The organism is Nonomuraea sp. NPDC003754 (assembly GCF_053605785.1).
Genome location: NZ_JBSGJX010000015.1, coordinates 156,573 through 168,703 on the forward strand (window position 1 = coordinate 156,573; position 12,131 = coordinate 168,703).

Annotated in this window: 13 protein-coding genes and 1 pseudogene; 6 read left to right on the forward strand and 8 right to left on the reverse strand. The window is 71.3% G+C overall.

The window, feature by feature from the left end; translation table 11 throughout:
* The first annotated feature begins 10 nt into the window (after positions 1-10).
* The gene (locus ACWEVS_RS20575) at positions 11-661 is read left to right on the forward strand and encodes a hypothetical protein (protein WP_452552803.1); all 651 of its coding nucleotides are present in this window, start codon (positions 11-13) and stop codon (positions 659-661) included.
* Here the strand turns inward: ACWEVS_RS20575 and ACWEVS_RS20580 are convergent.
* Complete coding sequence (locus tag ACWEVS_RS20580) at positions 658-1,554, reverse strand: threonine ammonia-lyase (RefSeq protein WP_354911082.1); 897 nt, start codon at positions 1,552-1,554, stop codon at positions 658-660. The two genes, ACWEVS_RS20575 and ACWEVS_RS20580, sit on opposite strands and share 4 nt — an antisense overlap.
* Here ACWEVS_RS20580 and ACWEVS_RS20585 point away from each other — a divergent pair.
* Both ACWEVS_RS20585 and pip read left to right on the forward strand, forming a co-directional pair.
* The gene (locus ACWEVS_RS20585) at positions 1,553-1,858 is read left to right on the forward strand and encodes an alpha/beta hydrolase (RefSeq protein WP_452552805.1); all 306 of its coding nucleotides are present in this window, start codon (positions 1,553-1,555) and stop codon (positions 1,856-1,858) included. The two genes, ACWEVS_RS20580 and ACWEVS_RS20585, sit on opposite strands and share 2 nt — an antisense overlap.
* Complete coding sequence (gene pip / locus ACWEVS_RS20590) at positions 1,855-2,826, forward strand: prolyl aminopeptidase (RefSeq protein ID WP_452552807.1); 972 nt, start codon at positions 1,855-1,857, stop codon at positions 2,824-2,826. Before ACWEVS_RS20585 ends, pip begins: the two co-directional genes overlap by 4 nt.
* Here the strand turns inward: pip and ACWEVS_RS20595 are convergent.
* Positions 2,750-3,328, reverse strand: a complete 579-nt coding sequence (locus ACWEVS_RS20595) for a phosphatase PAP2 family protein (RefSeq protein WP_449926790.1) — start codon at positions 3,326-3,328, stop codon at positions 2,750-2,752. The genes pip and ACWEVS_RS20595 overlap by 77 nt on opposite strands.
* A gap of 88 nt (positions 3,329-3,416) precedes the next feature.
* Entirely contained in the window at positions 3,417-3,734 is a 318-nt protein-coding gene (locus ACWEVS_RS20600) for a hypothetical protein (RefSeq protein WP_354911071.1), read from the reverse strand.
* A 74-nt stretch (positions 3,735-3,808) separates the two neighbouring features.
* Here ACWEVS_RS20600 and ACWEVS_RS20605 point away from each other — a divergent pair, with 74 nt between their 5' ends.
* Positions 3,809-4,606 (forward strand): universal stress protein, encoded by a 798-nt coding sequence (locus tag ACWEVS_RS20605; RefSeq protein WP_449926793.1) that lies wholly within the window; start codon positions 3,809-3,811, stop codon positions 4,604-4,606.
* Between the two features lie 51 nt (positions 4,607-4,657).
* Here the strand turns inward: ACWEVS_RS20605 and ACWEVS_RS20610 are convergent, their stop codons facing one another.
* Positions 4,658-5,800, reverse strand: a complete 1,143-nt coding sequence (locus ACWEVS_RS20610) for a glycosyltransferase (protein WP_452552809.1) — start codon at positions 5,798-5,800, stop codon at positions 4,658-4,660.
* Complete coding sequence (locus ACWEVS_RS20615) at positions 5,797-6,702, reverse strand: glucosyl-3-phosphoglycerate synthase (protein WP_354911062.1); 906 nt, start codon at positions 6,700-6,702, stop codon at positions 5,797-5,799. The genes ACWEVS_RS20610 and ACWEVS_RS20615 overlap by 4 nt, the downstream gene beginning before the upstream one ends.
* A 105-nt stretch (positions 6,703-6,807) precedes the next feature.
* On the opposite strand from ACWEVS_RS20615, the gene ACWEVS_RS20620 reads away from it, so the two are divergent.
* Both ACWEVS_RS20620 and ACWEVS_RS20625 read left to right on the forward strand, forming a co-directional pair.
* A complete protein-coding gene (locus ACWEVS_RS20620) occupies positions 6,808-7,758 on the forward strand; it encodes a Gfo/Idh/MocA family protein (protein WP_452552811.1) in 951 nt (316 codons plus the stop codon).
* Positions 7,751-8,842, forward strand: coding sequence for a zinc-binding dehydrogenase (locus ACWEVS_RS20625; protein WP_452552812.1), 1,092 nt, complete (start codon positions 7,751-7,753; stop codon positions 8,840-8,842). The genes ACWEVS_RS20620 and ACWEVS_RS20625 overlap by 8 nt, the downstream gene beginning before the upstream one ends.
* An 18-nt stretch (positions 8,843-8,860) precedes the next feature.
* Here the strand turns inward: ACWEVS_RS20625 and ACWEVS_RS20630 are convergent.
* From ACWEVS_RS20630 to ACWEVS_RS20640, 3 genes and pseudogenes are all read right to left on the reverse strand, one after another.
* A pseudogene (locus ACWEVS_RS20630) lies at positions 8,861-10,039 on the reverse strand (MGH1-like glycoside hydrolase domain-containing protein); the annotation flags it as partial.
* Positions 10,036-10,821 (reverse strand): sugar phosphate isomerase/epimerase family protein, encoded by a 786-nt coding sequence (locus tag ACWEVS_RS20635; protein ID WP_452552814.1) that lies wholly within the window; start codon positions 10,819-10,821, stop codon positions 10,036-10,038. The pseudogene ACWEVS_RS20630 and the gene ACWEVS_RS20635, both read right to left, overlap by 4 nt.
* On the reverse strand, positions 10,818-11,855 hold the full coding sequence (locus ACWEVS_RS20640; protein WP_354911053.1) for a zinc-binding dehydrogenase: 1,038 nt from the start codon (positions 11,853-11,855) through the stop codon (positions 10,818-10,820). The genes ACWEVS_RS20635 and ACWEVS_RS20640 overlap by 4 nt, the downstream gene beginning before the upstream one ends.
* Between the last annotated feature and the right edge of the window lie 276 nt (positions 11,856-12,131).

The window sequence follows — 12,131 nt, forward strand, 5'->3', positions numbered from 1 at the left end:
AGATAGGGGCATGAGCATGGAGTTGATGGTCTGGCACGCGGACGGTCCGGTCACCAGGGAGCGGGCCGCGGCCTTCTACCGCGCGGCCCGCGGCGCCGCACCCGCGACGGCGCAGACCGCCGCACCTGCCGAGAGCACCGGGGACGCCGGACCCGTCGCCGTCACCGGGCACGCCGGATCAGCCGAGGTCGCCGCGTTCGCCAAGGAACTGCCCGGCCACGCCACCGCCCTGGCCGGGCACGCGCTGGTCACCATGGCGCCCGAGGAGGTCGACGACGTCTCCAACGCGGCCTTCTCGCTGGCCCGGCAGTACGGCCTGGTCTGCTACGACCCGCAGCGCGACCTCGTGCACAACCTCGGGCCGCTCGGCGTCGACCCCGAGACCCAGCTCCACACCGGTGACGGCATGATGGTCGTCAACCCCGACCTGGGCCTGGTGCGTGACGTGCTCGCCACGCTCTCCCCGCAGAACCCCTTCGCCGTGCTGGTGACCTTCGGCCGCCACTTCATCCAGGTGTCGCCGGGCTACGAGCTGGAGTACAAGGAGGGCACGCTGCGCACCACGCTGGTGACCCGCCTGGAGGAGGTCCAGCGGGCCTTCGACGAGTACGCCAGAGGCGAGCGCGGCTTCCTCGACCGCTTCGCGTGGATCGCCGGCTAGGGCGAGGGGTCCAGGTTGCCGCCCGACAGGACGGCCACCGTACGGCCCGGCGGCGTCCTGCCGGCCAGGTAGGCGGCGGTCGCGACCGCCCCGCTGGGTTCGGCGACCAGCCGCGCCCGGGCGGACAGGTGGCGCATCGCGTCGCGGATCTCGTCCTCCGTGACGGTCACGATGTCGTCGACTCGCGCCCGGACGTGGGCGAAGGTCAGCTCGGACAGGTCGGCGCGCAGCCCGTCGGCGATGGTGCGGAAGGTCCGCTCCGGCTCCCACGTGACGCGGCGCCCCGTTGCCAGGCTCTCCGCGGCGTCGGCGGCCAGCTCGGGTTCGACGCCGATCACCCGTACGGACGGGTCGAGCGCCTTGACCGCCGACGCGATGCCCGAGATGAGGCCGCCCCCGCTCACCGGGACCAGCACCACCTCGACGCCGGGCAGGTCGGCCATGATCTCCAGCCCGATGGTGCCCTGGCCCGCGATGACCGCCGGGTGGTCGTACGGCGGGACCAGCGTCAGGCCGCGCTCGGCGGCCAGCTGCTCGGCCGCGACCAGCCGCTGGGCCGGCGGCACGACGACCAGGTCGGCGCCCCACCCGCTGATCGCGTCGGTCTTGACCCGCGGGGCGCCCTCGGGGACGACCACGACGCAGCCGATGCCCCTGAGCCGGGCGGCGTAGGCGAGCGCCTGCCCGTGGTTGCCCGAGGAGTGGGTGACCACGCCGGGGGGTTCGAGGACGGCGAGCGCGTTGACCGCTCCCCTGATCTTGAAGGAGCCCACCCGCTGGAGGCTCTCCGGCTTGACCCAGAGGTCGTCGGCCTGGACCAGCGGGGTGCGCAGCACGTGGGGGGCGACGCGGCCGGCGGCGGCCCTGATGTCGTCGATCGTGACCAGCTCCATGGCCCCATTGTCCGCGCCGGACCGCCCGCGCGAAGCCCGCCCGTCGGCCATGATCGACAAGGGGTTCCTGGAGGAGGGCCGGCTCATCCGCGACGTCCACACGATCCGGCACCTGCCCGCCGTCATCGTCCAGGGCCGCTACGACATGGCCACACCCGTCGCCACCGCGTGGGACCTGCACCGGGCCTGGCCCGAGGCCACCTTCGAGGTCGTGGAAGGGGCGGGGCACTCGGCCGGCGAGCCCGCCATCGCCGACCGGCTGGTCGCGGCCACCGACAGGTTCCGGTATGACAGGAGTCCATGAGCCTGTATCCACCCATTGAGCCCCACGACTCGGGCATGCTCGACGTCGGCGACGGTAACGAGATCTACTGGGAGGTCTGCGGCAACCCGGAGGGCAAGCCGGCGGTCATGCTGCACGGCGGTCCCGGCAGCGGCTGCTCGGCGAAGCACCGCCGCCAGTGGGACCCGCAGGCCTACCGGATCGTCCTGTTCGACCAGCGCAACTGCGGCCGCAGCAGGCCGAACGCCGGCGACCCCGGCGTGTCGCTCGCGGCGAACACCACCTGGCATCTCGTGCGCGACATGGAACGGCTGCGCGAGCACCTCGGCATCGACGTCTGGCAGGTTTTCGGCGGGTCATGGGGCAGCGCGCTGGCGCTGGCCTACGCGCAGACGCATCCCGACAGGGTGAGCGAGCTGATCCTGCGCGGCATCTTCACCCTCAGGGAGCACGAGCTGCGCTGGTTCTACCAGGAGGGCGCCTCGTTCCTCTTCCCCGACCTGTGGGAGTCCTACCTGGCGCCCATCCCGGAGGAGGAGCGCGGCGACCTGATCGCCGCGTTCGCGCGGCGCCTGGACAGCGCCGACGAGCAGGTACGGGTGGCCGCCGCCCGCGCCTGGTCGCAGTGGGAGGCGGCCACCATCACGCTGCTGCCGGATCCGGAGCACGTCGCCGAGTTCGGCGAGGCCCACCGGGCCGTCTCCTTCGCCAGGATCGAGAACCACTACTTCGTCCACGGCGGCTTCTTCGAGCCGGGACAGCTCATCCGCGACGTCGGCAAGGTCAGGCACATCCCCGCGGTGATCGTGCAGGGCCGCTACGACGCCTGCACGCCGATGACCACCGCGTGGGACCTGCACAAGGCGTGGCCCGAGGCCGCCTTCCACGTCGTCGACGACGCGGGCCACGCGTTCACCGAGCCTGGGATCGCGGCTCGGCTGGTCGAAGCCACCGACTCCTTTCGCGGACCCGCCGTACGACGGGGATGAGGGCGCCGACGGCCAGCAACGCCAGAAGGGGCGCCATGAGCACGCCGAACAGGAAGCCGACGGCCACGTCGTGGGGGTAGTGGACCCCGACGAACACGCGGGAGAAGGCCATCACCGCGGCCAGCGGTAGCACCAGCCACGCCAGCCGCCGCCAGACCAGGACCAGTGCGCCTGCCGAGGCGGCGGCGAGCACCGAGTGGTTGCTGGGGAAGGACCAGTCGCCGACCGGCGGGCACGCCGCGATGGTGGCGATCCCGCCCCGGCACGGCCGTTCTTCCTTGATCAGCAGCTTGATGCCCTCGCTGAGGACGTAGGCGCCGATGACGGCGAGCGGGCCGGCGACGGCGAGCGCCAGATCGCGGTCGGGTGCCGCCCGCGACCGCCAGGCGGCCAGCGCGAAGAGCGCGGCGAAGACCAGCAACCCTGCGTCCGTCCCGATCTCGGCGAGGGTGTGCACCCAGACCGGTGTGCTCATGGCGAAGCCGACGATGTCCCCGTACACGGTGGCGTCATGTCCAATCGGTGAAAGATCTATGAACAAGCCACCGTAGACGGCGGAGCGCCCGTTCGCCTCGATCTTTCGGCCGATCTCAGGACCGTGTCAGGACCTGACGGTCGAGGTCGAGGTACTTCTGGCGTCGCTCGCCCTCGGTGATCAGGCCGCGGCGGTAGGCCTCGTTCGCCGCGTCACGTTCGGCGACGTAGTAGGCGGCCATGATCTCGCTTCGGAGCGGCGTGAAACCGTGCTCGACGCAGTCACAGAACACGTTGACCTTGCCTTCGACCAGCTCGGGTTCGACGGTGCAGGTCAGCTCTCTCGCTCTCAGCCTGCGCACCGCGTCGCGCAGGGTGGTCGGCCCGAGAGCACCGTTGAAACAGGTGTCAAGAGTGATCTTCGTCGTTCTCACCTTCCCCCCGACGTCCCCCTCTGACAACCCTCGTGACGGCATGAATATTCCCAGGTCAAGCGGGGTACGGGCGCATGGTGATCGGAGAGCACGTCGTCGTCGGATACACGCAGGACCCGGGTGGGCGTGACGCCCTCGCGCTCGGGGCGGCCATCGCCCGGCTCACCGGCGGCGAGCTGACGGTGGCCACGATCCACCCTCCCGGCAGCCCCGGGCTCGCCGTCGAGGCCCAGGCGAACCTGGCGCACGCGGCGCAGGCGCTGGGCGAGGTCCCGGCCGAGTACGTCACCTTCGAGAGCCGCGGCGCGGGCCGGGGCCTGTCGGTGCTGGCCGGCCGCATCAGGGCCGACCTGATCGTGGTGGGATCCGCGCAGGGCGGGGTGAGAGGCCGCATCACCATCGGCAGCACGGCCGACCACCTGCTGCACATGTCACCGGAGGCGGTGCTGCTCACGCCGGCAGGCTACGAGCCGCCGGCCGAGCCGAGCCGGCTCACCCTCGCCTACGTGCACCGGCCGCAGGCCGACGAGGCGGTCGAGCGGGTGGCGCAGGCGGCGCTGCGGCTCGGCGTGCCCATGCGGCTGCTCACCTTCGACCTGCGCGTCGACGACCCGGGACGGCTGCGCGACGACCTGGCGCTGGCCGTACGGCTGGCCTGGGAGAGCACGGGGATCGAGGCGGAGGCCGAGACCGCGGAGGGGCACGACGTGGCGAGCGCGCTGGCCAGTGTGGAGTGGCCGGCGGGCGACCTGCTGGTGTGCGCGGCCAGCGAGGACGCCCAGCCGCACCGGGTCTTCCTCGGCGAGGTGGCCAGGAAGGCGCTGAAGGCGTCCACCTGCCCGGTGGCCGTGCTGCCCAGGGGCTTCACCTGAGCCTGGGGTTCCTTTCCGAGGCAGCCTGGGCTTCCTTTCCGGGGTTCGCGGTCAGCCGGCCGCGCGCCTGGGCGTGCTGCGTGCGGCGCAGGCCTCGCCGTACAGGCGCAGGTAGCGGTCGGCCATGACCGCGGGCGAGAAGCGCCGGCGCGCCTCGCGGCGGCACTCCTCGGGGTCGATCTCGTCCACCCGCAGCAGCAGCTCGGCCAGTTCCTCCTCGGTGTCGGCGAGCCATCCCGTGCGGCCGTGGTCGACCAGCTCGGGCAGGCACCCGCGGCGCAGGCCGACGGGCGGCACGCCCAGGGCGAGCGCCTCGACCACGGCGGTGCCGCCGGGTTCGTCCCACTGGATGGGGAACAGGGCCGCCTTGGCCGAGGCGTAGAGCTCGTCCCTCGCGCTCCCGCCCACCCCGCCGATCCAGCGGACCAGGTCGCCGTCCAGGTAGGGGGCGACCTGGTCGTGGTGGTAGCGGACGTCGGGGTGGCCGTGCAGCGGATGGTCGGGATCCTGCAGGACGGCCTCCAGCTCCGCCGGGGTGTTCAGGCCGCTCACCGGGCCCGCCATGACCAGCGGCAGGCCGAGCTTCTGGCACACCCGGGCCGCCAGGTGCTGGCCCTTGAGCGCGCAGACCCTGCCCATGACGACGACCTGCTCGCCGGCGCCGCCGACCAGGTGCCCGTCGGTGAGCGGCGTGGCCAGATGGACCGCGCCGAGGGCGGCCGCGCGCAGGGCCGCGGGCGCGCGGGCCAGCTGCGACTCGGAGACGCCGTTGACCGCGACGCCCGGCGGGAAGGCGCCGTAGAACGCCGGATGCTTGCGCAGGTCCCAGTGAAGGGTGTGGAGGACGGGCGGGCCGCCGAAGGCCGACAGCGTCGCCGGGCCCACCACCTCCAGGTGGTCGTGGACCAGGTCGATGTCGTCGCGGCTGCGCAGTTCCTCGAGCACGCGCGCCTGGTGCGCGTGGGCCAGGCCCATGACCTGGTTGTACGGCTTGTGCAGCTCGCCGAACCGCCCGTCGGGGAAGGTCCAGACGAGCTCGTCGGCCTCGATCGTGCTGGAAGCGACGGAGGCGAGCACGACGTGCACGCCACGCGCGCGGAGAGCGGGCACCAGCGTGGCGACGACGTTCTCGATGCCGCCGTAGCCCGAGGGCGGGACCGCGAGCCATGGCCCCGCGTTCACGAGGATCTTCATGCCACGTCCTCCTCCATGACGTCGATCAGGGACGCGAGCGGTGGCCGCTCGGCGACCGACACGTCGGTGACGGTGTCGGGGTGGAACTGGCGCAGCAGGGTGGCCGGCGGCTCGGAGGCGACGATCCGGCCCTGGCGCTCCAGCCGTGACCACGCGGTGAGGATGATCTGGCCCGCCATCCGGCCGAGCGCCGCGGTGCTCTGGTGGGAGTGCTCGCGGGTGCCGAGGTCCACCTGGGCCATGGCGTCCAGGCCGATCAACTCCAGGAGATCGACGAGCAGGCCGAACTCGACGCCGTACTCGGTGACGAACGGCACGCGTTCGAGAACCGACCTCCTGGCGGCGTACTCGCCGCCCAAGGGCTGGGCGAACCCGGCGAGCTCGGGCCAGAACAGGTTGAGCAGTGGCCGTGCGACCAGCTCGGTGACCCGGCCGCCCTCGCCCGGCCGTCCGCGCAGGGGCCGCTCGTAGGCGCCCTTCACGAACTGGACCTTCGGCTCGGTCAGCAGCGGCCCGAGCAACCCCGTGACGAAATGGGAGCGAAAGTTGCGCAGGTCGGCGTCGATGTAGACCACCAGATCGCCATGGCTGGCGGCCAGGCCCTTCCACAACGCCTCGCCCTTGCCCGACAGCGGCGGCAGTTCGGGCAGCACGTCGTCCTGGCGGACGACCTTCGCCCCGGCCTTGGTGGCGCGCGCGGCCGTGGCGTCGGTGGAGCGGGAGTCGACGACGAGGATCTCGTCGACCAGTGCGGACAGGTCTCTGCGGATCGCCGAGACGATCGCGCCGACGGTGCGTTCCTCGTCGCGCGCTGGAAGCACCACGCTGACGGTCGTGCCGGTCTTGGCCAGCAGCAACGCGTCAAGCGGCCAGTCGGCGGCGGTGCTGGTACCTGGTTCCATGCAGTCTGCCCCGATCTGATGACGTCATGGATGGCAGAACTGCCCCACCGATAGCGATTCGAACATCATTGTTTGCTCGACCGCAGGTGAGGCATATGCCAGTCCGTGACCTCACTCACCCGTATCGGCATCATCGGAGCGGGAAATGTCGCCGCACGCCACGCTGACGTCCTCTCCACGTTCCCCGACGTGACGATTGCCGGAATCGCCGACACCGATCCCCACAAGGCCGAGGCTCTGGCCTCACGGCATGGCTCCCTCGCCTACGGCGACCACGCCGACCTGCTGGCTGCCGGCAGACTTGATGCGGTTTACGTGTGTGTACCTCCTTTCGCGCACGGTACGCCAGAGCTTGACTGCGTGGAGTCCGATCTACCGATATTTGTTGAAAAACCGCTCGCGCTCGACCTCGAGACCGCCGAGCAGATCGGCGCGGAGATCACGCGCAAAAACCTGCCCTCGGCCGTCGGGCACCACTGGCGCTACCTCGACCTCGTCGACTGGGCAAGGGACCTGCTCGAAGGCCGTCCGATCCAGCTGGCCATCGGCCACTGGCTGGACAAGGTACCGCCGGTGCCGTGGTGGATCAGGCGCGAGCTGTCGGGCGGCCAGGTGCTGGAGCAGGCCGTGCACGTGCTCGACCTGGCCCGGGTGCTGGTCGGCGAGGTCACCATGGTGCACGCCGTGCCCGGCGGGATCCCCGAGGACGGGGAGGTCGACAGGGCGACGGCGGCGCTGCTGCGGTTCGACTCGGGAGCGGCGGGGCTGCTCGCGGTGAGCTGCCTGCTGCCCGCCAAGGGACGGGTCGGGCTCGAGGTGTGCGCGGACGGGGTCTCCCTGGATCTCAGCGAAACCCGGCTCGTGGCCGACGGACGGAGCATCATGGAGGATCCGGGCAAGGCCAAGACGCGGGTGGACAGGGAGTTCGTGAACGCGGTCCAGGGCAGGGCGAGCGACGTGCGGGTGCCGTACGAGGAGGCGCTGCGCACGCACCGGCTGGCGCACGCGGTCGCGCGGTCGGCCACTGAGGGGATTCCCGTGATGCTGAATGGATGAGATCCGCACGCTGAGCATCGAGGCGCCGGGCGAGATCACCTTCGTCGAGGAGAAGGCGGGTCCGCTGGAGGACGGCGGCTTCCGCGTCGAGACCGTCTACAGCGGCGTGTCCGCGGGCACCGAGCTGACCTACGTGAAGGGCACCAATCCCTATCTGAACGCCACCTGGGATCCGGTGCTGGGGCTGTTCACCGAGGGCGTGCCGTCGATCGGGTATCCGGTACGCGGCATCGGCTACATGCAGGTCGGCATGGTCACCGAGACCAGGACCGGAGCCGTGCACGAGGGCGCCCTGCTGGCGATGGCCTACGGGCACCGCACCGGCTACGTGGCCGACCCGCTCAAGGACCGTTTCGTCGAACTGCCCGACGACCTCGATCCGCTGCTCGGCATCTACGTCGCCCACATGGGCCCCATCTGCGCCAACGGCCTGCTCCACGCCGCCGCCGACCTGTACGGCCCCGCCTTCCACAGCCTGGGCGACGGCGTCAGGGGCCGCAGGGTGGCGATCACGGGCGCGGGCGTGGTCGGCCTGCTCACCGCGTCCTTCGCGATCCGGCACGGCGCGGCCGAGGTCGTCGTGGTGGACGAGACGCCCGAGCGGCTGCGGGTCGCCGAGGCGCTCGGCGCCACGACCGTCGAGGAGGATCCCGCCGTCACGCTGAAGGAGCGCTGGCGGCACACTCCGGGCGACCGGGGCGCCGACGTGGTGTTCCAGTGCCGGGGGCAGGCCCGCTACCTCGCGCTGGCGCTGAAGCTGCTGCGGCCGCAGGGCACGGTGATCGACCTGGCCTTCTATCCGCACGGCGCCGACGAGGTGCGCCTGGGCGAGGAGTTCCACCACAACGGGCTGTCGATCAGGTGCGCGCAGATCGGCAGGGTGCCGCGCGGCCTCGCCCACGCCTGGGACAGGGAACGCCTGTCCTACGAGACGGTCGAGCTGCTCAGGTACGCCAGGGGGCTACGCGAGCACCTGGTCACCGACGTCGTCGGATTCGGCCAGGCCCCCGAGCTCCTCACCGACCTGGCGCATGGACGCCGGCACGCCGTCCAGGCCGTACTGAGCCAGGACGTCGAGGACTAGCGCGGCCGACCAGCTGAAGTCGCGGCAGCCGTGTCCCTCCGCGGTGAACGGGTGGAAGTACTCCCTGAAGCCGGAGGTGGTCACCGCCCTGATCATCCCGTCGGCCAGCAGCTCGGCCAGGTCGGCCCTGCGGTGGCGCAGGCCCTGCCAGACCAGCCAGGTCAGGTTGATCCAGCTCGGCCCCCTCCAGTAGCGGACCGGGTCGAACTCCGGCGTGCCGGGCGCGAAGCTGGGCAGCAGCCCGCTCTTGATCTCGAACCGGTCGAGAGCGGTGCCGATGAGCGCGTTGACGATCTCGCGCGGCAGGTCGGGCAGGATCAGCGGCACCAGGCCCGCCGCGCTGTGGGAGCGCAGCAGGATGCCGCTGGCGGTGTCGCGGCTGTGGAACAGGCCGTCGTCGTAGAGGTGCGCGACCATGGCGGCGGTGATCCTGGCCGCCTCGGCGTGATGCGGCGCGGGGTCGTGGCCGCAGACGGCGGCGATCTTCGCGAGGGCGGACTCGGACGCGCCGTAGGCGGCGTTGAACAGCGGGTCCTCCACGGCGAAGGCGCCCGCCCTGCGGTAGCCGGTGTCGCGGTAGGCGCGGGCGAGCGCGGTGTAATGCTCGTAGTCGCGGTCGGTGGGCCGCTCGTCGGGGCTGACGTGGGTGAGGTCGCGGCGCGCCACACCCGCCGGCCCGGTGGCGACGGCGGCCAGCGGGATGTCCCACGCGGGGCTGTTGTCCATGCCCGACTCCCACGGGTGGACGATCGACAGCAGCCCGTCGGCCGACCGGCGCGCCGTCCGCAGGAAGTGCTGCTGGGCGACCAGGCGGGGGTAGAGGCGGCGCAGGAAGGTGGTGTCGGGCTCGGCGAGGTGCACCTGCCAGGCCGCGATGGCGTGCACGGGCGGCTGCACGATGCCCGAGGTGGCGCTGCCGGACGGCGCGCGGACCGCCCAGAACTCCGGTCCGGGGAAGTAGGCGCCGTCGGGCACGTCGGGGTTGAAGACGATGTGCGGCACCCTGCCGTCGCGCCACTGCGCCCCGAACAGCGACAGCAGCTCCGAACGGGCCCGGCGCGGCGACCACCGCGCGTTGCCGATGGCGATGAAGGCCGAGTCCCAGCTCCACTGGTGGGGGTAGAGCCGCCGCGAGGGGACGGTGTAGCTGCCGTCCCAGTTGGCGACCAGGACACGCACGGCGTCGCGTGCGATCATAGGAACTTCCTGATGAAGGCGGCGGTCTGCGGAAGGACGATCTCGGGTTCGCCGCGCAGGCGGCACTCCAGCGCGAGGTAGCCGTCGTAGCCGATGGCGTCGAGCGTGGCCAGCTGCGCCCCCCAGTCGAGGTGCCCGGTGCCCGGCTGGTTCCTGTTCGACTCGCTGATCTGCATGTGGGCGAGGTACGGCCCGGCCTCCACCAGCGAGCGGCAGGGGTCGTCCTCCTCGATGTTCATGTGGTAGGTGTCGCCGGCGATCCTGATGGAGTCCATGGCGCAGTAGGACACCGCCTCGGCCAGGGTGTTGACCATGTGGTTCTCGTACCTGTTGAGCGGCTCCAGCATGATCTTGACGCCGTTGCGCTGGGCGTGCTCGCCCAGCAGGCCGAGCGCCTCGGCCAGCACCTCGCGGTCCTGCTCGGGCCCGCGCGGCGGCTCGAAGGGCGGCAGCCGCCGCGAGAACTGCCCCCAGGAGGCGGGGGTCATCACGCCGACGCCGCCGAGCTCGGCGATCACCGTGAGCTGGGAGCGCAGCTGCTGGATGGCGTCCTTGCGCTTGGCCGGGTCGAAGTCGCCGATGAAGTGCGGCATGTCGACGCAGACCGTCGGCATGACCACCCCGTCGGCCAGCGCGCGTTTGAGCTCGGTCAGCCTGGTGGCGAACTGGAAGTCGCCCTTGCCGCGCAGCTCGATCGCGTCGAACCCGGCGTCGACCGCGAACGCGAACTTCTCCTGCAGCGTGCGCCCCGGCAACAGCTGCTCCTGTACGGCCAGCTTCATACTGTGTTTCCTTCGAAGGCGAAGACGAGTTGCAGAACGTCGGCCGGATGCCGGTCGAGCAGGTCGAAGGCTTCGGCGGCGGACTCGACGGGCATGACGTGGCTGACCAGCTCCCGCGCGTCGACCTCGCCGCGGTAGGTCAGCTCCATGAAGGTGCGCTGCAGCCGCTCGACGTCCCAGCGGTGAGACAGCCACGAGGCCACGCCGCCGATCTGCGAGGAGACCAGCTGCACCTGGTTGTGGTGGAACTCCTCGCCGAGCCGCAGCCCGATCCCGTCGCCCTGGTAGAAGCCCGCCGCGACGACCCTGCCGCCCTTGCGGACGGTCCTGATGGCCTCCTGCAGGCCCTGGTGGGTGCCGCTCAGCTCGATGGCGGTGTCGGCGCCCTCGATGCGCTTGCGCACGAACTCGGCCACCGAGCCGGACCGCACGTCGAAGGTCTCGGCCGCGCCGAAGCGCTCGGCCAGGTCGAGGCGGCCGGGCAGGGCGTCGGCGGCGACCACGCGGGCCCCGTTGAGCACGGCGAGGCGGGTGGCCAGCAACCCGATGACGCCCTGCCCGAACACGGTGACCTGGTCGCCGAGGTGGATGTCGGCGGCGTGGACGGCGTTGAGCGCGATCGCCCCGACCCTCGCGAAGACGCCGAGCAGCGGATCGACGCCGGGCGGGATCAGGTGGCCGACCAGCTTCTCGGCCGGCACGACCGCCTCGTCGCGGTGGCCCCAGATGCCCCACACCAGCGACCCGACGGGCGGGTCGGCGACGTCGGGCGCGGCCTCGACGACCTCGCCGACTTCCTGGTAGCCCCAGCCCGCGAGGGGGTAGGAGTGGCTCTGGCCCTCGACGAACAGCCGGCGCTCGGTGTCCCAGCGGCGGTTGAGGTAGGGGTTGGTCCCTCGGTAGGCGGTCAGCTCGGTGCCCGCCGAGACGCCTGAGTACAGCGTGCGGACCCGCACGGTGCCGGGCGCCAGCTCGCCGGGCTCCTCCCGCGTGACGCGCACCAGACCCGGCTCTTGAATGGTGATGACGTGCATTCCCCACACTTACGCTTATTGATCAAACAAAAGTGGCTGATTTGGCGCATGATTGCAGACCATAGCTGCGCTCAATTCACACTTAAGTCTACGTCTTTAACCGAGCATTGCCGCGAATTGGAGGAGCTGTATCCGGAAAGCAACCTTTCCCATGATCAAACGCTCGGGCGCTGACCAGCCACGACGGCCCGCCGAGTTTCTCAACGGATGCCGGAAATTGCACAGGGCGTTGCTCGCCCTGCTCCAGGGGTACTCCAGGCACATCACCTCAGGAGG